The organism is Promicromonospora sp. Marseille-Q5078 (assembly GCF_050315395.1).
Classification (GTDB): domain Bacteria; phylum Actinomycetota; class Actinomycetes; order Actinomycetales; family Cellulomonadaceae; genus Isoptericola.
Genome location: NZ_JBNPQG010000001.1, coordinates 617,123 through 643,298, shown reverse-complemented (window position 1 = coordinate 643,298; position 26,176 = coordinate 617,123). Strand labels below are relative to the sequence as shown.

General features: G+C 74.5%; 26 protein-coding genes and 1 tRNA gene. 11 read left to right on the top strand and 16 right to left on the bottom strand.

Translation table 11 applies throughout. The features are described from left to right. Window positions 1–152 precede the first annotated feature (152 nt). The 9 genes from ACQFYA_RS02980 to dcd form a co-directional block, all read right to left on the bottom strand. Window positions 153–1,205: a cation diffusion facilitator family transporter gene (locus ACQFYA_RS02980; protein ID WP_499121478.1), complete on the bottom strand. Its 1,053-nt coding sequence runs from the start codon at window positions 1,203–1,205 to the stop codon at window positions 153–155. A gap of 23 nt (window positions 1,206–1,228) precedes the next feature. Then, entirely contained in the window at window positions 1,229–1,585 is a 357-nt protein-coding gene (gene mnhG / locus ACQFYA_RS02975) for a monovalent cation/H(+) antiporter subunit G (RefSeq protein ID WP_499121477.1), read from the bottom strand. After that, window positions 1,582–1,971 (bottom strand): MrpF/PhaF family protein, encoded by a 390-nt coding sequence (locus ACQFYA_RS02970; protein ID WP_499121476.1) that lies wholly within the window; start codon window positions 1,969–1,971, stop codon window positions 1,582–1,584. Before ACQFYA_RS02970 ends, mnhG begins: the two co-directional genes overlap by 4 nt. Then, the gene (locus tag ACQFYA_RS02965) at window positions 1,968–2,576 is read right to left on the bottom strand and encodes a Na+/H+ antiporter subunit E (protein WP_499121475.1); all 609 of its coding nucleotides are present in this window, start codon (window positions 2,574–2,576) and stop codon (window positions 1,968–1,970) included. Before ACQFYA_RS02965 ends, ACQFYA_RS02970 begins: the two co-directional genes overlap by 4 nt. Continuing rightward, window positions 2,573–4,171, bottom strand: a complete 1,599-nt coding sequence (locus ACQFYA_RS02960) for a Na+/H+ antiporter subunit D (protein ID WP_499121474.1) — start codon at window positions 4,169–4,171, stop codon at window positions 2,573–2,575. Before ACQFYA_RS02960 ends, ACQFYA_RS02965 begins: the two co-directional genes overlap by 4 nt. Then, the gene (locus ACQFYA_RS02955; RefSeq protein WP_499121473.1) at window positions 4,168–4,704 is read right to left on the bottom strand and encodes a Na(+)/H(+) antiporter subunit C; all 537 of its coding nucleotides are present in this window, start codon (window positions 4,702–4,704) and stop codon (window positions 4,168–4,170) included. The genes ACQFYA_RS02960 and ACQFYA_RS02955 overlap by 4 nt, the downstream gene beginning before the upstream one ends. Continuing rightward, window positions 4,701–7,706 (bottom strand): Na+/H+ antiporter subunit A, encoded by a 3,006-nt coding sequence (locus ACQFYA_RS02950; RefSeq protein ID WP_499121472.1) that lies wholly within the window; start codon window positions 7,704–7,706, stop codon window positions 4,701–4,703. Before ACQFYA_RS02950 ends, ACQFYA_RS02955 begins: the two co-directional genes overlap by 4 nt. A gap of 138 nt (window positions 7,707–7,844) precedes the next feature. Continuing rightward, window positions 7,845–8,963, bottom strand: a complete 1,119-nt coding sequence (locus tag ACQFYA_RS02945; protein WP_499121470.1) for a hypothetical protein — start codon at window positions 8,961–8,963, stop codon at window positions 7,845–7,847. A 140-nt stretch (window positions 8,964–9,103) separates the two neighbouring features. Next, window positions 9,104–9,679, bottom strand: coding sequence for a dCTP deaminase (gene dcd / locus ACQFYA_RS02940; RefSeq protein ID WP_499121468.1), 576 nt, complete (start codon window positions 9,677–9,679; stop codon window positions 9,104–9,106). Between the two features lie 563 nt (window positions 9,680–10,242). On the opposite strand from dcd, the gene ACQFYA_RS02935 reads away from it, so the two are divergent. The 7 genes from ACQFYA_RS02935 to ACQFYA_RS02905 all read left to right on the top strand — a co-directional run bounded on the left by ACQFYA_RS02935 (window position 10,243) and on the right by ACQFYA_RS02905 (window position 15,225). After that, complete coding sequence (locus ACQFYA_RS02935) at window positions 10,243–10,446, top strand: cold-shock protein (RefSeq protein ID WP_430568289.1); 204 nt, start codon at window positions 10,243–10,245, stop codon at window positions 10,444–10,446. Window positions 10,447–10,573: 127 nt separating this feature from the next. Further along, window positions 10,574–10,647, top strand: a tRNA-Gly gene (locus tag ACQFYA_RS02930). A gap of 72 nt (window positions 10,648–10,719) precedes the next feature. Continuing rightward, window positions 10,720–11,736: a glycosyltransferase family 2 protein gene (locus tag ACQFYA_RS02925; RefSeq protein WP_499121467.1), complete on the top strand. Its 1,017-nt coding sequence runs from the start codon at window positions 10,720–10,722 to the stop codon at window positions 11,734–11,736. Continuing rightward, window positions 11,726–12,679, top strand: coding sequence for an NAD-dependent epimerase/dehydratase family protein (locus ACQFYA_RS02920; protein ID WP_499121465.1), 954 nt, complete (start codon window positions 11,726–11,728; stop codon window positions 12,677–12,679). Before ACQFYA_RS02925 ends, ACQFYA_RS02920 begins: the two co-directional genes overlap by 11 nt. Window positions 12,680–12,687: 8 nt before the next feature. Then, the gene (locus ACQFYA_RS02915) at window positions 12,688–13,209 is read left to right on the top strand and encodes a hypothetical protein (protein WP_499121464.1); all 522 of its coding nucleotides are present in this window, start codon (window positions 12,688–12,690) and stop codon (window positions 13,207–13,209) included. Continuing rightward, window positions 13,206–14,684, top strand: a complete 1,479-nt coding sequence (locus tag ACQFYA_RS02910; protein ID WP_499121463.1) for a hypothetical protein — start codon at window positions 13,206–13,208, stop codon at window positions 14,682–14,684. Before ACQFYA_RS02915 ends, ACQFYA_RS02910 begins: the two co-directional genes overlap by 4 nt. Window positions 14,685–14,700: 16 nt before the next feature. Beyond that, complete coding sequence (locus tag ACQFYA_RS02905) at window positions 14,701–15,225, top strand: GtrA family protein (protein ID WP_499121462.1); 525 nt, start codon at window positions 14,701–14,703, stop codon at window positions 15,223–15,225. Here the strand turns inward: ACQFYA_RS02905 and ACQFYA_RS02900 are convergent. Next, on the bottom strand, window positions 15,187–15,924 hold the full coding sequence (locus ACQFYA_RS02900) for a class I SAM-dependent methyltransferase (protein ID WP_499121460.1): 738 nt from the start codon (window positions 15,922–15,924) through the stop codon (window positions 15,187–15,189). The two genes, ACQFYA_RS02905 and ACQFYA_RS02900, sit on opposite strands and share 39 nt — an antisense overlap. Before the next feature lie 160 nt (window positions 15,925–16,084). On the opposite strand from ACQFYA_RS02900, the gene ACQFYA_RS02895 reads away from it, so the two are divergent. After that, window positions 16,085–17,059: an MBL fold metallo-hydrolase gene (locus ACQFYA_RS02895; RefSeq protein ID WP_499121459.1), complete on the top strand. Its 975-nt coding sequence runs from the start codon at window positions 16,085–16,087 to the stop codon at window positions 17,057–17,059. Here ACQFYA_RS02895 and ACQFYA_RS02890 read toward each other — a convergent pair. Both ACQFYA_RS02890 and ACQFYA_RS02885 read right to left on the bottom strand, forming a co-directional pair. Further along, window positions 17,032–18,006 (bottom strand): serine hydrolase, encoded by a 975-nt coding sequence (locus ACQFYA_RS02890; protein ID WP_499121457.1) that lies wholly within the window; start codon window positions 18,004–18,006, stop codon window positions 17,032–17,034. The two genes, ACQFYA_RS02895 and ACQFYA_RS02890, sit on opposite strands and share 28 nt — an antisense overlap. Beyond that, window positions 18,003–18,887, bottom strand: a complete 885-nt coding sequence (locus ACQFYA_RS02885; protein WP_499121456.1) for a LysR family transcriptional regulator — start codon at window positions 18,885–18,887, stop codon at window positions 18,003–18,005. Before ACQFYA_RS02885 ends, ACQFYA_RS02890 begins: the two co-directional genes overlap by 4 nt. 91 nt (window positions 18,888–18,978) lie before the next feature. Here ACQFYA_RS02885 and ACQFYA_RS02880 point away from each other — a divergent pair, with 91 nt between their 5' ends. Both ACQFYA_RS02880 and ACQFYA_RS02875 read left to right on the top strand, forming a co-directional pair. After that, complete coding sequence (locus ACQFYA_RS02880; RefSeq protein WP_499121454.1) at window positions 18,979–19,449, top strand: nitroreductase family deazaflavin-dependent oxidoreductase; 471 nt, start codon at window positions 18,979–18,981, stop codon at window positions 19,447–19,449. A 135-nt stretch (window positions 19,450–19,584) separates the two neighbouring features. After that, a complete protein-coding gene (locus tag ACQFYA_RS02875; protein ID WP_499121452.1) occupies window positions 19,585–21,006 on the top strand; it encodes a hypothetical protein in 1,422 nt (473 codons plus the stop codon). Window positions 21,007–21,050: 44 nt separating this feature from the next. On the opposite strand, the gene ACQFYA_RS02870 is transcribed toward ACQFYA_RS02875, so the two are convergent. The 3 genes from ACQFYA_RS02870 to ACQFYA_RS02860 form a co-directional block, all read right to left on the bottom strand. Continuing rightward, window positions 21,051–22,106: a pirin family protein gene (locus ACQFYA_RS02870; protein WP_499121451.1), complete on the bottom strand. Its 1,056-nt coding sequence runs from the start codon at window positions 22,104–22,106 to the stop codon at window positions 21,051–21,053. 845 nt (window positions 22,107–22,951) lie between these two features. Further along, complete coding sequence (locus tag ACQFYA_RS02865; protein ID WP_499121450.1) at window positions 22,952–23,950, bottom strand: hypothetical protein; 999 nt, start codon at window positions 23,948–23,950, stop codon at window positions 22,952–22,954. A gap of 99 nt (window positions 23,951–24,049) precedes the next feature. Further along, the gene (locus tag ACQFYA_RS02860) at window positions 24,050–24,604 is read right to left on the bottom strand and encodes a DinB family protein (protein WP_499121448.1); all 555 of its coding nucleotides are present in this window, start codon (window positions 24,602–24,604) and stop codon (window positions 24,050–24,052) included. Between the two features lie 52 nt (window positions 24,605–24,656). Between ACQFYA_RS02860 and ACQFYA_RS02855 the strand changes: the two genes are divergently transcribed. Next, window positions 24,657–25,259, top strand: coding sequence for a TetR/AcrR family transcriptional regulator (locus ACQFYA_RS02855; RefSeq protein ID WP_499121447.1), 603 nt, complete (start codon window positions 24,657–24,659; stop codon window positions 25,257–25,259). A 29-nt stretch (window positions 25,260–25,288) separates the two neighbouring features. Here ACQFYA_RS02855 and ACQFYA_RS02850 read toward each other — a convergent pair whose 3' ends face one another. Then, window positions 25,289–26,161: a sugar phosphate isomerase/epimerase family protein gene (locus ACQFYA_RS02850; RefSeq protein ID WP_499121446.1), complete on the bottom strand. Its 873-nt coding sequence runs from the start codon at window positions 26,159–26,161 to the stop codon at window positions 25,289–25,291. Window positions 26,162–26,176 lie beyond the last annotated feature (15 nt).

Below are 26,176 nucleotides of genomic sequence, written 5' to 3'. Positions count from 1 at the left end.
GTGGTTTCGACAGGCTCAACCAGCGGCCGGGTGGTTTCGACAGGCTCAACCAGCGGCCGGGTGGTTTCGACAGGCTCAACCCGCGGACGGGTGGTTGCGACCGGCTCAACCAGCGGACGGGTGGTTTCGACAGGCTCAACCGGCCAATGCCTTCAGAGCGACGGCTCCTCCGGCGTCGACACGGTGAACACGGCGCCCGCGATCACGGGCACCTGGGTGGCAGCGCGCTCGAGGTCGTCCAGCCGCCGCGCGACGGACGACTCGGGCTCGTTGCCGCTGAGGTCCACGCTGGCCACGAGGTACAGCGACCGCGGGCCGACGTACTCGAGCCGCAGGTAGGTCACCCGCTCCACCTGCGGCAGGCTCGCGAGGTGCGCGAGCACGGCCCCGCGCGTCTCGGGCCGGGCGGCCTCGCCGACGAGGAACCGGCGGTTGCGGTCGACGAGGACGAGCGAGACGACGGCGAGGACGAGGCCGACGACGATCGACCCGAGGGCGTCCGGCACGGGCGAGCCGGTGAGCTGGTGGGCCAGCACGCCGGCGAACGCGACGACGAGGCCGACCAGGGCGGCGGCGTCCTCCGCGAAGACGGCGCGCAGGGTGGGGTCGGAGGTGACGAGCACGTGGTGCAGCACGTCGTGCTCGGCCTTCTTCGCCTCGGCGCGCGCCTGCCGGGTGGCCTGGAGGAACGACCCGCCCTCGAGCAGGAACGCGAGGCCGAGCACGGCGTAGGCGATGCCGAAGTCGCTGGCCGGCTCGGGGTGCACGAGCTCCTGGATGCCGTGCGTGATGGACACGCCGGCGCCGACGGCGAACAGGCCGATCGCGGCGAACATCGACCAGACGTAGGCCTCGCGGCCGAAGCCGAGGGGGTGCAGCGGGTCGGCGGGTCGGCGGGAGCGCCGGTCCGCGACGAGCAGGAAGATCTCGTTGCCGGTGTCGGCCCAGGAGTGCACGGCCTCCGCGAGCATCGACGCGGACCCGGTGAGCACGGCGGCCGCGGACTTCGCGACGGCCACGAACGCGTTCGCGGCGAACGCGATGACGACGGTGACCGTGCTCTCGCCGCCGCCCTGGGTGTCCTGCACGACGCGCGGGCTGACGCCGGGCTGCGGCGGGGCGGCCCCCGGCTCGGGCTCTGCCGGGTGCGCGAGGGCGTCGAACGGGTCGGACGGAGCGGACGGGTCGGGCGCGGCGGGGGGCATGCGCCCGGTCTACCAGCCGACGGTCAGTCGGGCTCGCCGAACTCGTTGGGTCGCAGGTCGTCGGGGTCGACCTTGCCCGTGCGGAACCCGGCGCGGCCCACCATGTGCGCGGCGACCGGCGACGTCACGAGCTGGAAGGCGACGACCAGCACGAGCATCGCGACGGCCGACCAGCTGCGCACCCGCAGCGCGAGCGCGACCAGCATGAGGATGAGCCCCAGCACCTGCGGCTTGGTGACGGTGTGCATGCGCGCGAGCAGGGACGGGAACCGCAGGAGTCCCACGCCGGCGGCGAGCGTGAGGAAGGCGCCGGCGAGGAGGCACACGGCGGCGACGGCGTCCGCGACGGTCGTCCACAGCCCCGGGTCGACGTGGGTCATCGCTCCGCACCTCCCTCGTCCTCGGCCTCGGCGCCACGGGGGCCGTCGCGCTGCTCGCCGCGCGGCACGTCGGTGGCGCGCGCCTGTGCGGCGACCTCCTCGGGGGTGCGCACGCGGCCCTCGTCCTCGGGCTCCTTCGCGGCGAACCGCGCCATCGTCACGGAGCCGACGAAGCCGACCATGGACAGCGCGACGAGGATGGGGATGGTCTCGGTGCGGCGCGACCAGACGGCCTCGACGGCGATGGCGCCCACGAGGGTGATGGTCAGGGTGTCGAGGGCGACGGCGCGGTCGAGCATCGACGGCCCCCGCTCGACCCGGACCAGCGCGAGCAGCGCGGCGACGGCCACGAGCGCTGCGGCCGCGATCACGGCGACGAGCATCATGCGTCGTCCCTCCCCTGCGTGGTGGCCTCGAGGGCCGGGGCGCCGGGCGCGAGCCCGCACCGGGCCAGCACGACGTCGCTGGCGAAGGCCCGCAGCACACGCTCCTCGAGGGCGAGCGTGTGCCGGCGCACGGCCTCGGGGCCGCCGGAGCCGTCGATGTCGAGCACGTGCAGGTAGACGACGCCCGTGCTGCGGCGGGCCTCGACGACCAGCGACCCCGGGACCAGCGACGACATCACGGCGGTGATGGTCAGGTAGGCGTCCTCGGGGTTGCGCAGCCGCACGGCCACGATGGCGCCGTGCGGCGTCGGGCCGGGGCGGAGGGCGGCCCACGCCACCTGGAACGACGCGACGAACAGGTCGGCGACGAACCGGCCCGCGAGGACGGCGGCGCGCCCCGGGCGCACGGTGCCGTGCATCGTGATGGGCGGCAGCGGGAACAGGATGACCACGACGACGCCGATGAGGGCGCCCGCGAGGACGTTGGCCCAGGACAGGTCCCCCCACAGCATCACCCAGACGAGGGTGAGCAGCACGAGGGCGTGCCACTGGGAGCCCAGCCGGCGCAGCAGGCGGGCGGGTCGGCGGCGCGGGTGCAGGCTCACCGGCCGCCACCCCCGTCGCCGTCGTCGGAGCTCACGACGGACTCGCCCTGGCCGCGGTCCGACCCGCCGGGGAAGACGGCGTCGACGTACGTGTATCCGTCCATGGAGGCGGTCGCGGCGCGCTCGGCGTAGCCGTACAGCGGCCCGGCCGCGACGGTCAGGAGCAGGCCGAACGCGACGAGCGCGCCGGTGGGAAGCACCATCCCGCGCGGGAGCGGCACGTCCGACTCGATCTCCTCCGACGGCGCCTGCCAGAACGCCTTGTTCCACGCCTTCACCACCGCGTACAGGGTGAGCAGGGACGTCACGACCGACCCGACGACGAGCACCCACGCCAGCCCCGTGCCGACGCGCGCGCCCTCGGTGAGCAGGCCCACCTTGCCCAGGAACCCGGACAGCGGCGGGATGCCCGCCAGGGTCAGCGCGGGCACGAAGAACAGCACGGCGAGCCCGGGCGCGAGCTTCGCGAGGCCGCCGAGCCGGTCGAGCGACGTGGACCCGCCCCGCCACTCGACGAGCCCCACCACGAGGAACAGGGCCGTCTGGACGGAGATGTGGTGCACCACGTAGTAGATGGCCGCGGCGGTGCCCGCCTCGGTGGCGAGCGCGATGCCGAAGATCATGTAGCCGATGTGGCTGACCAGGGTGAACGAGAGCAGACGTTTGACGTCGTTCTGCGCCACGGCGCCCAGGATCCCGATCACCATGGTGAGCAGGGCGAGCACCATGAGCACCTGGTCCACGGTGGGGTTGTCCGGGAAGATCAGGGTCTGCGTGCGCAGGATCGAGTACACGCCCACCTTGGTGAGCAGGCCTGCGAACACGGCGGTGACCGGCGCGGGCGCCGTCGGGTACGAGTCGGGCAGCCACGCGGACAGCGGGAAGATCGCGGCCTTGATGCCGAACGCGAGCAGCAGCAGGAGCTGCAGCGCGGTGCGCACCGTGGGGTCGATCTCGGGCAGCCGCTCCGCGAGCTGCGCCATGTTCACCGTGCCGGTGGCGCCGTAGATCAGCGCGATGGCCGTGAGGAACAGCAGCGACGACATCAGCGTCACGATGATGTACACGGACCCCGCACGGATGCGCTCGCCCGTGCCACCCAGGGTGAGGAGCACCGCCGACGAGGCGAGCAGGATCTCGAACCCCACGTAGAGGTTGAACAGGTCGCCGGTGAGGAACGCGTTCGCCACGCCGGCGGCCAGGATGAGGAACGTCGGGTGGAAGATCGCGACGGGGATCATGTCGCCGCGCGTCGTGCCCGGCTCGTCCTCCCCCTCGGGCACGCCCTGCCCCAGGGAGTAGAGGAGCACGCACAGCAGCATCACGAACGAGACGGTGAGCATCACCGCGGAGACGCGGTCGGCGACCAGGTCGATGCCGACGGGCGCCGCCCAGCTGCCGATCTCCACCACGATCGGCCCGGAGTCCGCCGCGAACAGCAGGCCCACGGAGGCCGCGAGCGCGGCGGCGAGCGCGGTGGCGCTGATGATGCGCTGCACGCGGGCGTACCGGTGCAGGGCGAGCGTCAGCCCCGCCGCGAACAGCGGCAGCATGACCGGCAGCGGCACGAGCGTCTCGGCGGACCAGAGGTTCACGGGCGCTCCTCGGGGTCCGGGCGGTGGTCGTGCGTGCGGTCGTGCTGGCCGTTGCCGTCGCTGCTGTCGTCGACGTCGTCGTAGACGTCGGCGGCCTCCTCGTCGAGCGTCCGGTCCGGCTCGGTGTCGTCCGCGTCCTCGAACGCGGGGGCGTTGAGCGCCGCGTGCCGGGCGACGCGGCGGTCCTCGACGTCGTCCGCCACCTCGTCGTGCCCGTGCAGCTGCCACGACCGGTAGGCCATGGCCAGCACGAACGCGGTGAGGGCCAGCGTGATGACGATCGAGGTGAGCACCATCGCCTGGGCGAGCGGGTCGCTCATCCGCACGCCCTCGGGCGCGTTGCCGACGATGGGCGAGGCGCCGGAGCGTCCGCCCATGACCAGCAGCATGAGGTTGACGCCGTTGCCGATGAGCACGAAGCCGAGAAGCACGCGGGTGAGCGGCCGCTCCAGCAGCAGGTACACGCCGGTGGCGAACAGGACGCCGATCGCCAGGACGAGGACGGCCGAGGGGGTGTTCTCGAGGACGGTCATCGGGCGGCCTCCTCGTGGTGCGGGTCGGGGCGCAGGTCGGGGCGCGGGTCGCGGCGATCGTCGGGCGCGCGCACCACGGTGACGACGATGCGCGCCGGCCGCGGGTCCTGCCGGTCGATCTCCGCCCCGAGCGTGCGCAGCAGGTCGAGCACGAGCCCGACCACGACGAGCATCACGCCGATGTCGAAGAAGAGCGACGTCACGAGGTGCACGTCGCCGAGGACGGGCACGTGGTACCAGTGCAGGATCGTGCTCTGCAGCGCCTCCTGGCCCGCGACGAGGGTCGCGAGGCCCACGCCGGCGGAGAGGAACAGGCCCGTGCCCAGCAGCACGCCGGGGTTCACCCGCGCGGCCTCGCCGAGCTCGTACCCGCCGCCCGCGAGGTAGCGCACGGCGAACGCGATCCCCACCACGAGCCCGGCCGCGAAGCCGCCGCCGGGCGCGTTGTGCCCGCTGAACAGCAGGAACAGGGCGAACACGATCATGGCGTGGAAGATCACGCGGGTGATGACCTCGAACATCACGGAGCGGCGCTCGGGCGCCATCGTGCCGCCCGCGGCGAGCCACACCCGGCGCGTGTGCTGGTCGGACTGGCTGACGTCGTCCGTCACCCTCGACAGCCGCAGCACCTCGCCGCTGCGCTGCCGCAGGAAGATGAGCGACGCGACGCCCGTCGCGGCGACGAGCAGCACGGAGATCTCGCCCACGGTGTCCCAGGCGCGGATGTCGACCAGCGTCACGTTGACGACGTTCTTGCCGCCGCCCCACTCGACCGCCTCGTCGGGGAAGAGGGCGCTGATCGGGTCGGCGACGCGCGCCAGGGGCGCGGCGATCGTGAACGCCATCATCACCAGACCGCTCACGACGCCCAGCGCGAGACGCACCCAGCGGCTGGCCGCGAGCGGCCGGTCGGTGAAGTACGGCGGCATGCGCCGCAGCACCAGCACCATGATGACCAGCGTGATCGTCTCGCACAGCACCTGGGTGAGCGCGAGGTCGGGGGCGCCGTGCAGCATGAACAGGGTCGCGTTCGCGTACCCGGCGACGCCCACGAGCACCACGGCCTTGAGGCGGCGGCGCGCCCGCGCGGCCAGCACGCAGGAGATCACGATGATCGCGACGACGACGGCGTCCGCCGGGCGGTCCCAGGGCACGACCTCGAACGCGGGGGTGCCGCGCACCAGGCCGGAGGCGATCACCGTGCCGGGGGCGACGGCGAGCACGACGAGGATCATGCCGAGGTAGACGGGCAGCGAGCCGCGCTGGGTGGCGGCGGTGACGTCGGCCGCGAGGTCGTCCAGGCGGCGCATGGTGCGCCGGTAGACGACGTCGGCGCCGCGCGGTGACCACAGGGCGGCCTGCGCCCGCTCCACCCGGGCCCGCTGCCAGAAGAGCGCGAGGCCGGTGAGCAGCACCAGCACGGTGAGCCCCAGGACGGGGGTGAAGCCGCCCCACAGCACCAGGTGGCCGGGCTCCCCGTCGGGGTACTGCGCGGCGTACGGGGCGAGCAGGCGCTCGCCCGTCGCGGGCACGAGGGCGACGGCCAGGCCGCCCGCCGCGAGCACGAGCGGCGGGGCGACGAGCAGCCAGGGCTGGCGCCGCACGGGCGTGGCCGGGGCCGGCTCGGCCGCGGTGTCCCGGCCCAGGTTCTCGGTGCACGTGACGCCCGCCGCCGCGGCCTCCGCGCCGGGGCGGCGCTTCGTGCCGAACGCGCCCCACGCGAACCGCAGGCCGTAGCCGACCGTCAGGGCGGAGCCGACGAGCACCGCGCCCAGCGCGATCGCCTCGAGGGCGCCGGCGCCGTGCGTGACGTCGTGCCACAGCCCCTCGAGCGCGGCCTCCTTCGCCACGTACCCGGCGAACGGCGGGAAGCCGATCATCGACGCGGTCGCGAGCACGCCCGCCACCGTGGTGAACGGCATGGTGCGCCACAGGCCGGAGAGCTTGCGCAGGTCACGGGTCCCGGTCGCGACGTCGATGCCGCCGACCACGAGGAACAGTGCCGCCTTGAACATGGCGTGGGCGCCGAGCAGCGCGAGCCCGGCGAGCGCCAGCGCCTGGTTGCCGAGCCCGAGGAGCAGCACGATCAGGCCGAGCTGGGAGACCGTGCCGAACGCGAGCACCAGCTTGAGGTCGTGCTGGCGCAGTGCCTGATAGCCGCCCAGCAGCAGCGTGCCGCCGCCCAGGACCAGCACCAGCCACTGCCACACGGGCAGGTCCGCGAACGCGGGGGCGAACCGGGCGACGAGGTAGACGCCCGCCTTCACCATCGCCGCCGCGTGCAGGTACGCGGACACCGGCGTCGGCGCGGCCATCGCCGCGGGCAGCCAGAAGTGGAACGGGATGAGCGCCGACTTCGTCGCCGCGCCGGCGAGGAGGCACACTGCCGCGCACGTCACCGCCGTGCCCGACGGCGGGTCCGCGACCAGCTCGGAGACCCGCCAGGTGTCGCCCGTGACGCCGAGGATGATGAGCCCGACGAGCATGGCGAGCCCGCCCGCCGTCGTGATGATGATCGCCTGCATCGCCGCGCGCCGGGACGCCTTGCGGTCGGCGTAGTGGCCGATGAGCAGGTAGGAGAAGACGGTGGTGAGCTCCCAGAACACGAACAGGAGCAGCAGGTCGTCGGCCACGACCAGCCCGACCATCGCGGCGGCGAACGCCGTGAGCACGGCCGCGAACCGCCCGAGGCCGAACGCGTCCCGCGCGAAGTAGGCCGAGCAGTACAGCAGCACGAGCGCCCCGACGCCGCCGACGACGAGCAGCATGAACCACGCGAGCGTGTCGAGCTGCAGGGTGATCGACAGGTGCAGGCCGGGCACCCACGGGACCGAGGTGGTGGGGAAGTCGCCGGCCGTCACGCGCGGCGTCATCGCGACCGCGTAGCCCGCCGCCGACGCCGGCCCGAGGGCCAGCACCCAGAACCCTCGCCTGCCAAGCCACGCCACCAGAGCCGGCGCCGCGAGGGCCAGCAGGAAGGTGAAGAGCAGCACTGGGAGCACAGCACTCCGTCCGGTCGAGGGGCGGGGCGATGGCTTTACCTTACCGGCAACGACCGATGGCCCGGCCGTGGGGAGATGACACGGCCCTGTGATCTGGGCCGCGCTCGGTCGCCACCCGGCGACGGCGCGGCCGGCGGGTCAGAGGTCCTCGGGCGCGAGCAGGAAGTCTGCCTCGTCGGCGATCTCCCCGCCGACGGCGGCGTGGATCGCCACGGCCATCTTCCCCACGAGGTCGGCCGCTCGTCGCCGGGCGACGACGTGCGCCGGCTGCGGGAACTCCTGGTTCGCCTCGTACAGGTCCGGCGCGTCCCAGCGCACGTGGTAGCAGATGGCACCCTTCGCGGCCCACGGGAGCTCGCGCACCAGCAGCGGCAGGGTCTCCTCCCCGATCACCTCGACGGTGATGGAGCCGTCGAGGCCGAGGTCGCTCGTCAGGCCGTAGGAGTCGAGCACCATCGGCGCCTGCAGGGCGTCGATGTCGATGTCGTCGGCGCGCGCATGGATCGCCTTGCGCAGCTCGGGGTCGAGGGGCTCCCCCGGGTACAGGGGGCGGTCGGCGATGCCCTGGGGCGGGCCCTGGTACGGCCGGCCCTCGGTGGCGAGCACGACGCGCGGGTGCACGGCCTGCAGCACGCGGTGCGCGGCCTGCGGGTCCAGCCAGATGTCGGAGTACACCGTGAGGTCCACGGCCGTGCCCGGGTCGGGGGTCAGCACCACGCCCGCGCCGGCCGCGCGGCGACCGCCGTCGGCCTCGTCCCACGTGCCCGCGACGTCGAGCCGCACCGACCCGCCCAGGCGGCGCGCCGCCTGCACGAGCCACTGGACGACGCGCTCCTCCTCGCGGTTCGGCAGCGCCGCCGGGAACGCGCGGGCGACGCCGTCCCGGTCGCCGCCGAAGCGGGTCGCGTCGTCCCAGCGCTCCCGCGGGCACACGACGTCGAACACCAGCTCCGTGCCGGACGGCAGCCCGGCGTCGACGCGCTTGCCGGACGGCGCGTACGGGCCCGAGACGGAGCTGTGCCGCGACAGCCGCAGCACGCCCGGCTCCCCCGGGTTCGCCATCCGGCCCACCGGGACGTCCGCGCCGGGCAGGTTCGCCGGGACGACGTCCCAGCGCGTGCCGACGAAGCGCGACATGGCCAGCACCTCGATCTCGTCGACCTCGACGTCCGAGGGCACCCCGAGCAGGTGGCGCGCCTGGTGCCCCTGCGCCGAGACCGGCGGCAACGGGGGCAGGGCCGGCTGGTTCTGGGCCATCTGACGAAGTTCCTTCCGGGACCTGGGCGCGCCGCGCCCCGCACCGGTGCCGGCGCGGCGGGACCGAGCGTAGCGACGTCGCGACCCGTCGTGTGACCGGCCGCCGGACGTGCCCGCCGCCCCGGGGTCCGCCCGCCCGCTCAGACGTCGCTCCGATGGAAGGACTGCCACGACCGGCTCGCCGTCGGGCCGCGTTGCCCCTGGTAGCGCGACCCGTACGCGTCGGAGCCGTACGGGTGCTCGGCCGGCGAGGACAGCCGGAAGAAGCACATCTGGCCGATCTTCATGCCCGGCCACAGCGTGATCGGCAGCGTCGCGACGTTGCTCAGCTCGAGCGTCACGTGCCCCGAGAACCCGGGGTCGATGAACCCGGCCGTGCTGTGCGTGAGCAGCCCGAGGCGCCCGAGGGACGACTTGCCCTCCAGCCGCGCGGCGACGTCGTCAGGCAGGGTCACGGCCTCGAACGTGGATCCGAGCACGAACTCGCCGGGGTGCAGCACGAACGGCTCGTCCGGGGCCACCTCGACGAGACGCGTGAGCTCCGGCTGCTCCTGCGACGGGTCGATGAACGGGTACTTGTGGTTGTCGAACAGCCGGAAGTACCGGTCGAGGCGGACGTCGATGCTGGAGGGCTGGAGCATCGACGCCTCGTACGGGTCGAGAACGACCCGCCCGGCGTCGAGCTCGGCCCGGATGTCACGGTCGGAGAGCAGCACGGGGCAACGGTAACCGGCACGCCGCGGGCGCGTGCCCCGACGGTGCCGGACGGGACGCGGACGAACCTCGTGTACCCTGGATGTTGCGCACGCCGCGGGGATGGATCCTGCGGCACCCTTCGGTACCTACGCATCGAAGCCAGGTCCGGCGCACGCGACAGCCCCGCTGTCCACCGACGATCTCCGCCCACAGTGCGCGGAGCGAGAGCAGAGAGCATCACTTCTTCCACCATCGAACGGCCCCTGTCCGCCCCTGCGGCGACGGGCGCAGCTGACCCGGCCCCCGTGTGGCGCCGCGCCGACGACGACCTGTGGGTCGCGACGGTCGACGGCGAGTACGGCGGCATGATCACCAGACTTCCCGACGGGTTCCACGTCCACGACCGCTACACGCGGCCGGTCGCCGTCGCCCCCACCCTTGCCGAGGCGACGAGGCTCCACGCCCCGTCCCGCCGCGGCACCGCGCGCGCTCGCCGAGCCCGCGCCCACACCGTCCGCACCCGGCTGGGTGCGACGACCGGACCTGTGTTCGCGGGTCCGTCGCACAAACGAGAGAAGACACCATGACCACCGGAACTGTGAAGTGGTTCAACGAGGAGAAGGGGTTCGGCTTCATCGCCCCCTCCGACGGCACCGCCGACGTGTTCGCGCACTACAGCGCGATCGTCGCGGACGGCTTCCGCTCCCTCAACGAGGGCCAGCAGGTCGAGTTCGAGGTCACGCAGGGCCCCAAGGGCTCGCAGGCCTCGAACATCCGCCCGCTCTGACGCCTGCGCCTGCACGCCGCGCACGCGGCGTGCAGGCGGCCGGCTAGTCCTGGGACACCTGCCCGGTTCGAAGCACTCCGCCGGGTTGGGTATGATCGGGGCGCGCACACCGTCATGGTGCTGCTGCGCGGGTGTAGTTCAATGGTAGAACTTCAGCTTCCCAAGCTGATAGCGCGGGTTCGATTCCCGTCACCCGCTCCACGAAGTATCGGCGCGACGAGCGACGGCGAGATGCCTCGCCACCAGGACCCCCACGCCCTAGAGTGATGGCCCATGGGGGATGCCACCCGACAAGGCGCCGACCAGGAGCACACGCTCTCGGTCATCATCCCTGTCTACCGGGGCGAGCGGCACCTGCCCGGCCTCGTCGAGGAGCTCTCCCCCCTCACCGAGCCGCAGCGCACCCTGGCCGGGCACCCGTACCGCGTGACCGAGGTGATCCTCGTCAACGACTGCGGCCCGGACGACTCCGCCCGGGTGATGCGCGACCTCGCGGCGGAGCTCCCCTGGGTCCGGGCGGTCTGGCTCAGCCGGAACTTCGGTCAGCACGCCGCGACCATCGCCGGCCTCGCGAGCTCGTCGGGCGACTGGGTCGTGACGATGGACGAGGACGGGCAGCACGACCCGGCGGAGATCGGTGCGCTCCTCGACACGGCGCTGCGGGAACGGTCGGCGCTCGTCTACGCGTCGCCGCGGAACGCGACCCCGCACACCGCGTTCCGCAACACGACCTCACGGGCTGCCAAGCTGCTCATCAACATGCTCTCGGGCGGGGACGCCGACGCGACGAAGTTCCACAGCTTCCGTCTCGTCCTCGGCGAGATCGGACGAAGCGTGGCGGCCTATGCCGGCCAGGGGGTCTATCTCGACGTGGCGCTGAGCTGGGTCGCCGACCGGGTGACCACCTGCCCGGTGACGATGCGTTCGGAGGGCGTCCGCGTCTCCGGCTACTCCCTGCGCACCCTCGTCTCCCACTTCTGGCGGATGGTCATGACGAGCGGCACCCGCGGTCTGCGGGTCGTCAGCCTGATCGGCGCCACGTTCGCGACCTTCGGCCTCGCCCTCGCCGTGGTGCTGGCCGTCGACCGGCTCGCGGGCGGCAACGTCCCCGAGGGGTGGACCTCGACCGTCGTCATCGTCCTGCTGTGCTCGGGCATCATCCTGTACGCCCTCGGCATCGTCGCCGAGTACATCGGGGTCGCGGTCAACATGGCGATGGGCAAGCCCCCGTACCTCATCATGAGCGACCCCCACGCCGGGCCGCTCGGCAGGAGCGGCCGTGGCACGTGACGGGCGCGTGACCTGGGTGGTCGGCGGCGGCGGCCTGCTGGGCAGGCAGCTCGTCGCCTGTGCGACGACGGCGGGACGCGCCGTGCACGTCAGCACGGTGCCCTGGCACGACCCCGCCGCCAGCGTGTCGGTCCTCGCCCGCGACGCCGAGCGGCTGCTGGGCGCGTTCGGGTCCGTCGACCTCCTCTGGGCCGCCGGCGCCGGCGTCGTCGCGACCGGCCAGGACGCTCTCGACCGTGAGGTGTCCGTCCTCGACGCCCTCGTCGACGAGCTGCTCGCCGCGTGCGCGCGGCACCCCGTGACGACGGTCCGCATGTTCCTGGCCTCGTCCGCGGGCGGGGTCTACTCGGGGTCGACGGGCCTGCCCTTCACCGAGACCACGCCGCCGTCGTCGCTGTCGCCGTACGGCACGGCGAAGCTCGCCGCCGAGTCGGCGGTGCGACGCCTGACGGGCGGCGGTGCCACCGTCCTGGTCGGGCGGATCGCCAACCTGTACGGGCCCGGCCAGAACCTGGCGAAGCCGCAGGGCCTGATCACCCAGCTCTGCCGTGCCGAGGTCCAGCGCTCTCCCCTGCTGATCTACGTGTCCCTCGACACCGCCCGGGACTACGTCTACGTCCGCGACGCCGCGCGCATGGTGCTGGCCGGGATGGACCGGCTCGCCGACGTCGGACCCGGCACGACCGTCGTCAAGATCCTCGCCTCGCAGTCCGCGGTGACCCTCGCGACGATCATCGGCGAGCTCTCCCGCATCACCAAGCGGCGTGCACCCGTCGTGCTGGGCACGTCACCGAGCACCCCGTTCCAGACCCGCGACCTCCGCTTCCGGTCGACCGTGTGGCCCGAGGTCGACAGGCTCGCCACCACCACCCTGGCGAGCGGCATCGGGGCCACGTTCGCGGACGTCGCCTGGTCGTTGCGCCGCCCGAGAGACCGTCGATGACGCGCGGCGTGCGACGTCCGCTCCTCCGCGCCGGCGCCCTGGCCGCCGGCGCGGCGGCCGTCCTCGGGACGTCGGCGTGCGCCGACCTGTCGGCGGGCTACCAGGGGCCCCCGGCGCTCGTCCCGCCGCTCGCCGGTCCGTGCTGGCCGCTGCCCGACGGCGTCACCATCGACGCCGGGTACCAGGTCATGCAGCAGTACGTCGTGGGGGACCGCTGGGTGCTCGTCGCCCAGTGGGACCGGCTGAGCCAGGACGGCTTCACGGCGAGCCTCACCGACAGCCTGGTCGACGGCGGCTTCACCGCGCTGGCCCCCGAGGCCGGCTGGCACCGCTTCGAGGCTCCCGGCTACGGCGCCGTGGCGTTCGACGTCACGCCGCTCGACGACGCCTCGCCCGAGACCCTGGTGCAGGGCACCTTCCGGCTGGACCTCCCGCGGGAGGCCGCTCGCCCCCGGCAGACGGCGGGCTGCACGCCGATCGACAAGGTCGAGCCTCCGGCCGAGGACGCGACGGCAGGGTCCGCATCGTGACCGGCACCGCGGCAGACCTCGGCAGGACCGAGACGCCTCCGCCCGAGACGCGGCGGCGCCGGCCCGCCCTGCCCCTGGTCGTCGTCGGCACCCTGGTCCTCCTGAACCTGGGGCTCCGGGTCGTCATGGCGCACAAGGCGCTGCCGGCCCCGCTCGCCGGCGACGAGGTCGCCTACACCACCGGAGCCCGCGTCCTCGCCGACGCCGTCCGGGCCCTGCTGCAGGGCGACGCTCTGCCGACCGACGAGCTCCAGGCGAGCCTCGTCGGCAACGGATGGTTCATGCCCGGGATGTTCCTGCTGCTCACCCCGCTCTTCCTCCTGGACCCCACGGCCGGCGACCCCGCCGTCCGCCTCTACCTCGGCATCCTCTCGACCGTCGCCTTCCTCGCGATCGTCGCGGTCGTCGCCAGGACGGTCGGGCTCCGCACGGCAGCGGTGCTGCTGGTGGTGCCCGGCCTCATCCCGATGTGGGCCCTGTTCGGCTTCAGCGCGTGGGGCGACGCCTGGGCCGGCCTCGTGATCCTCGCGACCGTTCCCCTGCTCGTCGTCATGTGGCGCCGCCTCGACGCGGACGGCGTGATCCGCTTCCGCGACGCGGCCCTGCTCGGGCTCGCGCTGGTCGTCGCCCTGTACCTGCGCTCCAGCGCGCTCCCGCTGGTCGCGGCGGTCCTCGTCCTGCTGGTCGTGATGGCCCTCCTGCGGACACGCGGCCGGGCGCTCGCCCGCTCGCTCGCCGCGTGCGCCGTGGCCGTGGCCGTCGTCGTGGCGCTGCTGGCGCCGTGGTCCGCGATCATGAGCCGCACCTTCGGCGAACGAGTGACGACGACCACCACCATGTCCCTGTCCGTCGCCTACGCCTTCGGCGACCGCGACGAGCTCTGCTTCGGCCCCTGCCCCGAGGGGAACATCTGGACGAACATGGCACGCTACGCGAGGGCGGTGGGCGAGCAGACCGGGGTGAACCCCCTCGAGGTGCGGCGGCAGATGCGCGACTACGCGATGCGGGACGTCACCCCGTCGGGATACGCCGCCGGGGTGCTCGACGACTTCACGCGGTACGCCTTCTCCCCCGCCTCGTACGACCACGTGTTCCGGCCGGCGTCGGACGGGACGGAGAAGACTCCCGCGACGGGCGCGGACCGGCTGAGCATCGCCCTGACGCACTGGACCTACTTCGTCGCCCTCGGGGTCGCCGCGGTCGCGATCGTGGCCGCGAGACGCGTGCGGACGGACGCCCAGGTCATGGTGATCGCCGCCTCCGGCATGCTCGCGCTGCTCATGTCCCAGCCGTTCGTCCACGTCTCCAGCGGGCGCTACTGGCCGGTCTTCGCCCCGCTGCTCGGGATCGCGATCGCCGGCCTCCTGGCGCCCGCCGACCCCTCGAGGTCGAGCACCGCGCTCCGCCGCACCCAGGTGGCCCTCGCCGTCGGGTGGGTCGTGGTGGTCGGCGCCCTGTTCCTCCTGGCCGGCTGACGCGCACGGAGACCCGATGACGACGACCCCGCCCGTGACCGGCCCTCCCTGGTGGCACAGGATCCCCTGGTGGCACAGGATCGTGGCGCTCCTCCGCCGGCGGGAGTCGGCATACCTCGCCGTCGGCGCGATCAACACCCTGGTGGGCCTGCTCGCGTTCGCGGGGCTGGAGCGGCTCCTCGGCGACACGATCGGCTACCTCGGCGCGCTCGTGCTGGCCTACGCGGTGGGCATCGCGGTCGGCTTCACCCTGCACCGCCGCTTCGTTTTCAAGGTGCGGGGCGGCGTCTGGTTGGACCTCGTCCGGTTCGTGGGCGTGCAGCTCGGCGCGCTCGCCGTCAACGCCGCGCTGCTCCCGGCCTTCGTCGAGCTCGCGCACCTCCCCGTGCTCCCGGCGCAGGTGCTGGCCCTGGCCATCACGGTGGTCGCCAGCTACTTCGCCCACCTGTACTTCTCGTTCCGGCGTCCCGCCGGGGCCCCCGCGCGCGAGCAGGACCCGGGATCAGGACAGGGGCTTGCGGGCGGCGACGACGACCGATGACCCGAACGGCAGGTCGCGTCGCGCCAGGACCCGGTCGTCGACGGTCCCGAGCGCGGCGAGGACCCGGTCGACCACGGGGGACGTCCGCGGGAGCCGGACGATGTCCGCGGCGCCCCCGTCGTCCCGCCGGACCAGGCCGCGCACGCGCCGCGCGAGCCGTTCGACGACGAAGGCCGGGAACGTCGCGGCGAACGCGTAGGTCGCGCGGACGACCTCGAACCCGCCGTCCTCCAGCGCCGACACGGCGCGCCCGCGCGTGTAGCGCCGGACGTGCCCGTTCTGGACGTCGAAGTCGCTCCAGAGCCACTGGTAGGCGGGCACGGTCATGAGGAAGTACCCGCCGGGCCGGAGGACGCGCCGGACCTCGGCGAGGACGGCGTCCTCGGGGTCGCAGTGCTCGACGACGTCGAAGGCGCCGACGAGGTCGAACGCGGCGTCCGCGAAGGGGAGCCCCGTCGCCGACCCGCACACCCCCGAGCCGGGCGCGAGGCCGCGAGGGTCGATGTCCAGGGTGACGTGGTGGCTCGTCCCGCGCAGCCACCCCACGCTGGGCCCGTCCGCGCTCCCCACGTCCAGGACGTCGGCCGCGCCGTCGGCGTACGCACCCAGCACCGTGCCGAGCAGGCGCGCGCGGGTGCGGTACCACCAGTAGTCGGAGCGGTCGAGGGACGCGGAGCCACCGTTCGCCGACGGTTTCACAGGCACGAACGTACCCGCGCGGCGCGCGATCGGCCGGACGGATGTGCACGACCAGGCCGATCGCTCATGCGACCACGGCATGAATCCCTCGCTCGTCGGCTTGGTCCGCATCGGTCTCCGACTGGCACGGTCGTGCTCTCGACGACCAGAGGAGACGACCATGGGCCACCCCGTCCGCCGCCGGACCCTGCTCGCCGCGGCCGGCACCGCCGCAGCGGGAGCACTGACCGGAGCTCCCCCCGCGCTCGCCGCCCGTCCGGCGCCGGCCGCGGGAGCGACCGGGTTCGCCTCGTTCCGCTGGCTGGGCGTGGCGGGCTGGCAGATTCGCACCCCGCGCTCGCACCTGCTGGTGGACCCCTACCTGACCCGCTTCGACACCGGCCTGGCGAGAGGCAGGTTCATGCCGACCACCGGGCTCACCGTGGACCCCACGGCGGTCGACGCCGCCCTCGGGCCGGCGGACGGGACGGGCCGGGTCACGGCCACCCTGGTCACCCACACCCACTGGGACCACTTCGGCGACGTCCCGCACATCGCCGCCACCCGGGGCGGCACGGTGTTCACGACCCTCACCGGCTACCACCTCGCACAGTCCCTGGATGTGCCCCCCGCGCAGCTCGCGGTGCTCCGGGGCGGGGAGGAGATCGTCGTCGGCGACCTGGTCGTCCGTGCGGTCCGCTCGCTGCACAGCCGCTCCACCAACGGCGGCGTGCTGTTCCCCGGTGTGCGCCCGACGGTGCCGACGCCTCCCGCGACCGTCGCCGACCTTCCGGAGGGCGACACCCTCGCGTACCTCCTCCGGGCGCCCTCCGGCCGCAGCGTGCTGCTCCTGGGCGCCAGCGACTTCGACGACGTGTCGTTGCGGGGGCTGCGGCCCGACGCGGTCGCCGTGCCGGTGCCCGCCAACGACGTCACCCACGACTACGCCGCCCGGCTCATGGAGGCCCTGGGCGGGCCGGCGCTGGTCGTCCCCGTGCACTGGGACCACTTCGAGGCTCCGCCGACCGACCCGCCCACGGTCCAGGACGACAGCACCGCCAGGCAGCTGCGCGCGACCGTGCGCGCGGTACGCCTCGCCTCGCCACGCACCCGCGTCGTCATGCCGGACTACCGGAGGCCGCTCGACCTCCTCTGACCTGTCGCGCCACCACCCGCGGCGGAGGGCGCGGTGCGGCGCACCAGGTCGTGCAGCCGGCGCGCGGCGCGCCCGAGGGCGATCTCCGCGGCCGGCTGCGCGCCCGCCGGCACGCCGGAGCGGCTGAGGACCACGACGACGATCCGGCCACCGTCCGCGTGCTCGACGACGCCCGCCTCGTGCCGCAGGTTGAGCACCGTGCCCGTCTTGGACGACCAGGTGGACGAGTCACGGTCGAACTCCGGCGCCAGGCGCTGCCGGTGCACGTTGGCAGCGAGCAGCTCGCGCATCCGGGAGGACACCTCGGGGTCCAGCCGGGCCGCGTCCCAGATGGCGGCGAGGAGGTCGGCGAGCACGCGTGCCGAGGAGGTCGTCGTCACCGAGACGTCGAGCCAGCGGATGACGCTCCCGCCGTTCGCGGTGGTGGCCATCGCTGCGAAGGCGTGCCCCAGTCCGGGGTGCCGGTGCTCCAGCGCCTCGACCGGGGTGTCGCCCAGCTCGCCCAGACCGTGCCGGATCTCGATGACCGGCACCCCGAGCTCCCGCAGCACGCGTCCGACGTCGACGGGCGGGGTGAGCTCGAGCAGGGCGTCGCACGCGCTGCTGTCGCTCAGCGAGACGGCGAGGTAGACGAGGTCCTCCAGCGCCACCGACGCCGGGTGCCGGAACCGCGTGGTCCCCGGCGGCCCGGCGGTGGCGACACGCCCCGGCTCGACCGTCACCGGCGCCGTGGCGTCGAGCTCGCCACGGCGGACGCGTTCGAGCGTCGCCAGCGCCACCGGGATCTTCACGAGGGAGGCGACGGGCAGGTCGAGGTGCGGGTCGATCCCGATCTCGTGCCCGGAGTCGAGGTCGCGGACGAGGATCCCGACCGTCAGCCCGGCGTCGGCGAGCTCGTTCCGCACCCGCCGGACCTCCTCGGCCACCGACCCGCCTGTCCCTGTCACGGCACGATCTCCGCAGCGCCCAGGGCGAGAGCCACGGCCGCGGCCAGGGCCTCCACGACGGCGGCCGCCGAGGCGGGATCGCCCACCCGCAGCTCCACGCGATAGGTGCGGGCGAGCTCGATCCCGCCCAGCGGCGTCCAGGAGAGACCCAGCTCGCGCGCCTGCGCGGGCGTGCACAGCAGCACGTCCGCGCTGGTCGTCACGGCCGCGAGCGCCGGGACGAGCGTCGCCACCCGCACCTGCGCCGGGAGGCACCCCGCGGCGACGGCGTGCCGCACCAGCGAGTCCCCGACGAGGGCGTTGTCGTCCTCGGGGGTGACCCACACCCGCCGCGCGGGGGCGACGTCGCCGCGCCGTGGCGAGAGCTCGTCGAGGTACGTCCGCGGCCCGCCCTCCGGGCCGCAGCCGCCCAGCCCGAGCGGCGCGGTCCACCGTGGCGCGCCGGTCGTGGCGACGACGAGCGCGGCGTCGGCGAGCGAGTCCCGCACCAGCTCTGCGCGACGGGCCGGGGCGGCGGGGACCGCCCGCAGCAGGATCCCCGCCTGCTGAGCGTCCCCGATCAGGGTGGCCGTGGCCGTCGGCGACAGGTCCTCGGGGATCGCCAGCCGCACGGGTGCGTCCTCCCGCGCCGCCGCCGTCGCCCTCAGGTCGTCCGCCGCCTCGACGACCCGTTGCGCGGCGGGCAGCAGTCGCCGCCCCAGCGCGGTCGGGAAGACCTCGCGCGTCGTGCGGTCGAACAGGCTCCCGCCCAGGTGCGCCTCGAGAGCCGCGACCCGGCGGCTGACCACCGGCTGGGGCACACCGATCACCGACGCTGCCCCGGTGAAGCTGCGGCGCTCGCTCACCGCGACGAACGCGCGACAGCCGTTCTCGATGTCCACGCGGGCGATTATGCCCACCGCCGGCCGTGCGGCCGGCGCGAGGTGGACCTCCACCCGCCGACTCCGCGCGACGTGCCCTAGCGTGCCGGACATGAGTCTCGCGTCGCGCCTGCTGCACACCCGGTGGTTCGTCCGCGCCCCGATCGGCCTGTTCCGTGCCGGTCTCGGCTTCCTCGCCGGCGGGCGGCTGCTGATGATGCAGCACCGCGGGCGCAGCAGCGGGCAGCGGCGGTACGTCGTGCTCGAGGTCGTGGCCCGGCCGGCGCCGGACCGTGCGGTCGTGGTCGCGGGGCTCGGCCCGCGGTCGCAGTGGTTCCGCAACGTGCAGGCCGACCCGCGCGTGCTCGTCACGGTCGGCGCCCGGCGCGACGTCCGCGCGCGGGCGGTCGTGCTGGCGCCCGACGACGGCGCCGCCGTGCTGCGCGGCTACACCGACGCGCACCCCGGCCCGTGGGCGCGGCTGCGGCCCGTCCTCGCCGAGTGGGCCGAGCCCCTCGCGCGCGAGCAGGGCGAGCCCGACTGGCTGCGCGTGGTGCCGGTGGTCGAGCTGCGGCTCGGCTGAGTGCCCCGGGAAATTCACCCGCCCGGCGCCGCACGTCACCCGCCGACGGCGCGCGGCGCCCCCGTGGCGCGCCTACGCTGCTGGCATCGTTTCGCGCCCTCCTGGCGCGGCACGGCCGGAGCCCCAGGGGGAAGCATGCAGGCTCGCGCGATCACCGTCGCACTCCTCGTCACCGCGACGCTGCTGGCGGAGCCGCTCGCCGCGGTCGGCGCACCCGCGGCGTCCGGCGTGCCGACCAACGCGGCGTCGAGCGTGTCGACCAGCGCCGCGTCCGGCCGGACCACGGTCGACGACGCGCGGGCCGGCACCGCCCCCGACGACGAGACGCTGGACGACACCGTGCGCTGGCAGTCCGCCGTCACGGGCGCGCCCGGCCAGGCCCGCACCCTCCGCGCCCAGACCGACCGCAGCGTGCACCGGGTGGACGTCGCCGTCGCGACGCCGCACTGGATGTCGAAGAACCGGGCCGCGCAGCTGGTGCGCAACGCCGACGTCGACGCGCTGCTGTCGAAGGTGTCGGCGTACTGGTCGCGGCAGTCGGGCGCCCGGATCCGCTTCGTGCGCGCGTCGGGCATCGAGCGGGTCGACACGGGCGACGGGTCCTGCACGACGACGAACCGCATCCTGAGCCAGGTCAAGAGCGGCGGGCGCGCGCACTACGGCACCGGCTGGTTCACGTCGCGAACGAAGGGGCCGGGCACGCGCGAGCACCTCGTGGTCCTGTTCCCCTACCTGCGGGGCGACCGCCCCGGCGGGCCGCGGGAGGGCGAGACGTGCGGCGGCACGCTCGGCCTCGGGTCGCTGCCGAGCAAGGCGAGCCGCGACAACCCGGGCGGCTGGTCGTTCTCGCTGTTCGGCGGCCCGGACGGCGAGACACGCAGCTCGCGCTTCACGCACGCCCAGTACGCGACGGCGGTGTCGACGCTGGCGCACGAGCTCGGCCACAACATGGGGCTGGAGCACTCCGGGGTGGGCTGGTGCACCGGCGGCGTCCCCGACCGCGCGTTCACCTCGTCGCGGTGCGGCGCCGTCGAGGGCCTGGACCCGATGGACCTCATGGGGGCGGACTTCGCCGCGGTCGGCACTGCGCCGCTGTCGGGGGCGCAGCGCAAGCGGCTGGGCGTGCTCCCGGCGGCCGACGTCGTGACCGTCACGAAGAAGGGCGGCGCCCGCACCGTGCGGCTCGACGCCCGGCACCGCAGCACCAGCCGGCCGACGCTGCTGCGCGCCGTCGACCCGAGGACGGGGCAGTACTACTACGTGGAGTTCCGCCGCCCGTCGGGCGCGCGCTACCCGTACCTCGGCGGGATGCCGTGGCGGGCGGCGAGCGACTACACGGTCGCGTACGGGGTCACGGTGAGCAGGCTCGGCCGGAAGGGCTCGACCTGGGCGTACCCCGGCGAGCACCTCGTCGTGCCGATGGGCAAGGAGTCGCGCCGGCACTCGAACCTGAGCAAGGGCTCGTCGTTCACCACCCGCTCGGGCGCCCTGCGGCTCACGGTGCGGTCCGCGGCCGACGGCGTGGCGACCGTGCGCGTGACGTTCCCTCGCACCTGACCTGACCTGACCTGACCTGACGTGACGCCGCCCGGCGGGTCCCGTCAGCGGCGGGTGCGCGGGCGCAGCCGCACGTCGGGCAGGGCGGGTGCGCGCAGCGGCCCGCTCCCGTACCCGTGCACCTGCCCGAACCGCCGCCCGGCGGCGCCGTCGGCGTAGCGCGTGGCCGTTCCCTCGCCGGGCTCCCCGGAGCCGGTCGACGGGTCGTCGGCCACCTGCGCCATCCAGTCGGCGCGCGCCCGCGCGACGTCCTCGTGCGTGCGGCCCACGAAGTTCCACCACATGACGACGTCCTCGGCGAAGGGCTCGCCGCCGAGGAGGACGGCGCGCACGGGCGTGGCGCCCGCCGTCACGACCAGCCGGTCCCGGCCCGGCGCGAGGTAGCCCAGCCCGGCCGGCGGCACCGGCTCGGCCTCGAGGGTCGCGTCCCCCGCGTCCACGAGCAGCGCGTGCTCGAACGTCGGGTCCGTGCCCAGCGCGACGCTCGCCCCCGCGGGCAGGTCCAGCTGGGCGCCGACGAGCGGCGTGTACATGCGGGCCGGCGAGGCGAGCCGCTCCCCCGCGACCTCCAGCTCGCCCATGAACACCTGCACCCGCGCGCCGTCCGCCGTCGCGACGGGCAGGTCGCCGTGGTGCTCGAAGTGCGGCGCGGTCGCGCGGTCGGCCTCCGGCAGCACCGTCCACAGCTGCACGCCGTGCAGCGTCGGCGGGCGGCCCTCGGCCGGCGACTCCTCGGAGTGGGAGATGCCGACGCCCGCCGTCATGAGGTTGAGCTCCCCCGGGCGCACCGTCTGCAGCGAGCCCACCGAGTCGCGGTGCAGGATCTCCCCGGCGAACAGCCACGAGACGGTCTGCAGGCCGATGTGCGGGTGCGGCGGCACCTGCATGCCGAGGGACCGGGAGACGTCGTCGGGGCCGTAGTGGTCGCAGAAGCACCAGGCGCCCACCAGTGAGCGCTGCCGCTGCGGGATGGTGCGCCGCACGGTCATGGCGCGCGGGCCGCCGAGCGGGACGTCCCGGGCGGTGAGCAGCTCGACGCCGGCCGGCCGTCCGCCGGCGGTGCACGTGCGTTCGGTGGGGCGCGTCTCGAGGTTGCTCATGGGCCGAGCGTAGGACGCGGCGCCGGACCGGACGTCAGACCTGCCGCGGAGCGGGTGCCGGGACGCAGGAGATGCCGAGGCCCCCCGGGGCGGCCGGGGGGCCTCGGAGATGACCGCGTCCCCCTGATCGAAGGTTCCGGTGACCAGGGGTGCCGTGGCGACGTCACGACCCCGACCGCTCGCCGGGTCCCTTCGAGGCCTGGTGCGTCGTCGCCTCTCACGAACCCGTTCTCCACGAACAGCCGGACGCGGGTGGTCTTCCGGCCCCGTACGGACACCTGTGTCGTCACCCACAACCCGCACCGCGGTACGGGAAGGCCCGTCGTTCTCCGGTCGACCGTGTCCCGTGGAGGGGGCGCACGACGAAGCTTGTCAGCGGTGTCGAGGCCCGATCTCCGCAAGACCGGTACGCACGTTTCTAGACCTGCAACCGGTGCGGTGCAAGGGGTGTGGAGCAGGTTCTCGGCCCCGGCTCTCTGGCCACAGGTTCGTCCACAGGGTGACCCGCGGATTCCCCACACCACCCACAGCCCTGTGGAAGAAATCTGTGGACGACGCGCCAGGCCCGACACGCGCCGGCCGGACGACGCAGGGTCCGGCACCGTCCGGACGCTCGCGGCCCCCGCGCGGGCGAGACCGCCGGAAACCGCGGAATCACGCGGATCCCGGCGGCAACTGGGACGTCACGGTGGCGGTGCCCGGGGGCGCGGCCGCGCCCCCGGCCACCGTTCCACCCTGGAACGTCGCAGGTGAGAGGCAGCGGTGGGCGACCGGCCGACGCCCGGGGCAACCTTGTGGACGGCGGCTGTGGACAATCTTGTGGACGACGCCCTCCCGGGCCCGGCTCACACCCAGGCGCGGGCCCCTGGCGTCTGGGCCTCCCGGCGTAGGCCCAGCTCGCGGGCCCCTACGACGAACCCCGCGTCGTCGGCCACCACGCCGCCCGCCCGGCCCTGCAGCAGCGCCGCGACCCGCGCGAGGAGCGCCCGCGCCCGGGCACGCGCGATGACGTGCACCCCGGACGGCGTCTCGACCTGCAGCTCGTACGGCTCGTGCGGGAGCCACGCGAGGCGGTGGACCGTCGCGGGCGCGCCGTCGGGCCACGGCTCGCGCGCGACGGCCCGGAGCAGGCCGCCCGTCGGCTCCTGCGTCACGACGAGGTCGCCGTCGTACGGCGTCCGGGCCCGCACCCGGTGGCCCGGGGCACCGCCCGGCGCCGCCTCGAGCGCGGACGTCGCGACCACGGCGCGCACCACCTCGAGCAGCTCGGCCGCCGGCACGGCGCGCGCCGGCCAGACGGTCAGGTCGACGGACGCCGCCGGGTCGGGGCGCAGCACCTGGCGGCCGTCGGCGAGCAGCAGGCCCCCCGAACGGCGCGCGACGGCGACGCCCCACCGGACCACGTGCAGCTCCTCGCCGACGGGCAGGGCCGCGGCGAACGCCCGCGCGATCCCGTCCCGGTCGTCGTAGGCCGCGGGGCGCGCGCCCCGCTGGTCGAGGGCGCCGTCCTCGCGGCCCAGCGCCCAGGCCTCGGCGGGGTGCGGGCAGCCCAGCGCGGCCGCCGCGGCGGGATCGAGCGGGAACGGCCCGGTCGCGCGGTGCTCGTCGCCCAGCCGCAGCACCCCCGCCACCGGGCCCGACGCGGCGCGCACGCCGTGGAACCGGGCGCCGCCGCCGGCCCGGGGAGCGGCCGCGACGGTCGGGGCCCGCAGCCAGTCGGCGTCGTCGAACCAGGCCCCGGCGAACTCCGGCAGGGCACCCTCCGCCGCGTCGCCGGGCCGGGGCACGACGAGCACGTGGTCGGACGTGTGCTCCGCGGGGACGAGCGCCGGGACGGAGGCCATGGCGCGGACCGTAGCGGCTCCGCGGTCACCAGGGCGTCACGGGCGTGTTGCGATCGTGTGACCTGCGCGTTCGCCCTCGCGCGGGCGCCGTGCAAGCGGTCAGGCGCGTACGTCGTGCAGGTGGTGCACCACGTCGTGCAGGAAGTACTGCCCCAGCGTGCGCACCGTGAACACCGACCCGTTGGACCGCCGGCCGGTGCGGTCCTCCTGGCCGGCCGGGACGGCGTCGAACGACGCCGCGACCATGTGCCCCGCCACGTCCAGCTCGTCGGCCACGGCGGCCGGGACCTGGCTCGCGTAGTCCGCCTCGACCGCGGTGGCGTCCTGGTCCCAGTTCTCGAACGCCGGGTCGTCCTGCGCCAGCATCAGGCCGAGCCGCTCGTCGAAGACGCGGAACACGTCGCGCACGTGGGCGGCGTACTCGAGCGTCGACCAGACCTCGGCGCGCGGCCGGACGGCGGCGTCGGGCCGGGTGAGCGCGGCGCGCCAGCGGGGCAGCGACTCGCGGACGGCCGGGCCCACGTCCGCCGGGTCGACGTCGCCGGCCGCGAAGCCGCACTCGGGGCACGGGCGGGCGAGCACCCAGGTCCAGTCCTTCGTGTCGGGCACGATGCCGTCCGGCTGCGCGGCGGGGGTCCCGGTGGGGTCGGTCACACCGGCACCCTAGCGTCCCGAGGTGCTGACAACGGATGCCTATGATGTCAGCATGCCCAAGATCATCGGGAAGAGCCTGCACGAGCACCGCCAGATGACCCGGCACAAGCTGTTCACCGCGCTCTCCACGCTGATGTCGGAGCGCGGCTTCGACTCCGTCACGCTGGCCGACATCGCGACGGCGGCCGGCGTCGGGCGCACCGCCGTCTACAACCACTTCCCCGACAAGGAAGCGCTGCTGCTGGGCTTCATCACCCACGAGACCGAGCAGTACGCGCAGACCCTGGAGCGGGCGCTCGCCGAGGTGGACGACCCCGTGGAACAGCTCCGGACGTACATCCGCCAGCAGGCCCAGCTCACCCGCGTCTTCCACCTCGCGCCCGGGCCGGACCTGCGCACCGTGCTCTCCCGCACCACGCAGGCACGGCTGCGGGAGCACGCGGAGATCGTGGAGTCCATCCTCAAGCGCATCCTGCGCGCCGGGATCGCGGAGGGCGAGTTCCCCGAGCAGGACATCGAGCCGACGGTGCAGCTCGTCAACGCCTGCCTGTCGGGGCGCCTCGTCCCCGACGACCCCGAGGCGCGCGAGCGCGCCGTCCGCGCCACCGAGGCATTCGTGCTGCGGGCCGTCGGCACCCGGGTCGCCGTCGCCTGAACCGACCCGACCCGACGCCGTCGCCCGGCCTACCAGGCGTCGGCGGGCAGGTGGTGGTGCTCGGGCGGGGGCGGCTGGTACGCCTCGGGGACGGGCGCGAGGTGCGCCCGCGCGAAGTGCAGCGCGGCCTCGAGGTCGGAGTGCCGCTCGTGGGCGGTGCGCGCCTTGCGCGTGGAGATCTCGACGACGACGTCCCCGGCGAACTCCCGCCGCGACAGCTCCTCGAGCACCTTGTCGCAGGCCATGTCGCCGCGCCCCGGCACCATGTGCTCGTCGCGGCCCGACGCCGTGCCGTCCGCCAGGTGCACGTGCCGCAGCTTGTCGCCGAAGCCGTGCACGAGTGCGAGCCCGTCCTGGTGGGCGATCGCCGCGTGCGACAGGTCGAGGGTGACGGCGTCGTAGTCGTGCTCGGCCGGGTCCCAGCCGGGCAGGTAGGCCTTGAGCTCGCGCTCGCCGCGGGAGCGCGGGCGCCACGGGTACATGTTCTCCACGGCCACGGTGACGCCGCCGGCCTGGTTCGTGCTGGCCTCGTTGAGCTCGTGCACCAGGTCCTGGAACTGCTTCGCGTACTTGTACTGCCAGCGGAACGGCGGGTGCACGACGACCGTCGCGGCGCCCAGCTCGCCCGCCATGTCGACGGCGCGGCGCAGCTTGTCCGCCGGCGCCCTGCCCCACACGCGCTGGCTGACGAGCAGCGTGGGCGCGTGCACCGACCGGACGGGCATGCCGTGCTCGTCGGCGAGGTGCTGCAGGGCGGCCGGGTCCTGGGTCGCCGGGTCGGACCAGACCATGACCTCGACGCCGTCGTAACCGAGCTCCGCTGCGGTCTCGAAGGCGAACGCCGCGCGGCGGGGGTACACCGACGCGGTCGACAGTGTCACGGGTGTCCTCGTGTCGACCATGCCTCGCACGATAGC

What these genes read in the sequence shown, in the direction of transcription:
- mnhG (WP_499121477.1), bottom strand. Translation starts at nt 1,585, where the DNA reads ATGACCCACGTCGACCCGGGGCTGTGGACGACCGTCGCGGACGCCGTC.
- ACQFYA_RS02925 (WP_499121467.1), top strand. Translation starts at nt 10,720, where the DNA reads ATGGGGGATGCCACCCGACAAGGCGCCGACCAGGAGCACACGCTCTCG.
- ACQFYA_RS02880 (WP_499121454.1), top strand. Translation starts at nt 18,979, where the DNA reads ATGAGTCTCGCGTCGCGCCTGCTGCACACCCGGTGGTTCGTCCGCGCC.
- ACQFYA_RS02870 (WP_499121451.1), bottom strand. Translation starts at nt 22,106, where the DNA reads ATGAGCAACCTCGAGACGCGCCCCACCGAACGCACGTGCACCGCCGGC.
- ACQFYA_RS02980 (WP_499121478.1), bottom strand. Translation starts at nt 1,205, where the DNA reads ATGCCCCCCGCCGCGCCCGACCCGTCCGCTCCGTCCGACCCGTTCGAC.
- ACQFYA_RS02945 (WP_499121470.1), bottom strand. Translation starts at nt 8,963, where the DNA reads ATGGCCCAGAACCAGCCGGCCCTGCCCCCGTTGCCGCCGGTCTCGGCG.
- ACQFYA_RS02865 (WP_499121450.1), bottom strand. Translation starts at nt 23,950, where the DNA reads ATGGCCTCCGTCCCGGCGCTCGTCCCCGCGGAGCACACGTCCGACCAC.
- ACQFYA_RS02850 (WP_499121446.1), bottom strand. Translation starts at nt 26,161, where the DNA reads ATGGTCGACACGAGGACACCCGTGACACTGTCGACCGCGTCGGTGTAC.
- ACQFYA_RS02875 (WP_499121452.1), top strand. Translation starts at nt 19,585, where the DNA reads ATGCAGGCTCGCGCGATCACCGTCGCACTCCTCGTCACCGCGACGCTG.
- ACQFYA_RS02905 (WP_499121462.1), top strand. Translation starts at nt 14,701, where the DNA reads ATGACGACGACCCCGCCCGTGACCGGCCCTCCCTGGTGGCACAGGATC.
- ACQFYA_RS02955 (WP_499121473.1), bottom strand. Translation starts at nt 4,704, where the DNA reads ATGACCGTCCTCGAGAACACCCCCTCGGCCGTCCTCGTCCTGGCGATC.
- ACQFYA_RS02935 (WP_430568289.1), top strand. Translation starts at nt 10,243, where the DNA reads ATGACCACCGGAACTGTGAAGTGGTTCAACGAGGAGAAGGGGTTCGGC.
- ACQFYA_RS02970 (WP_499121476.1), bottom strand. Translation starts at nt 1,971, where the DNA reads ATGATGCTCGTCGCCGTGATCGCGGCCGCAGCGCTCGTGGCCGTCGCC.
- ACQFYA_RS02855 (WP_499121447.1), top strand. Translation starts at nt 24,657, where the DNA reads ATGCCCAAGATCATCGGGAAGAGCCTGCACGAGCACCGCCAGATGACC.
- ACQFYA_RS02895 (WP_499121459.1), top strand. Translation starts at nt 16,085, where the DNA reads ATGGGCCACCCCGTCCGCCGCCGGACCCTGCTCGCCGCGGCCGGCACC.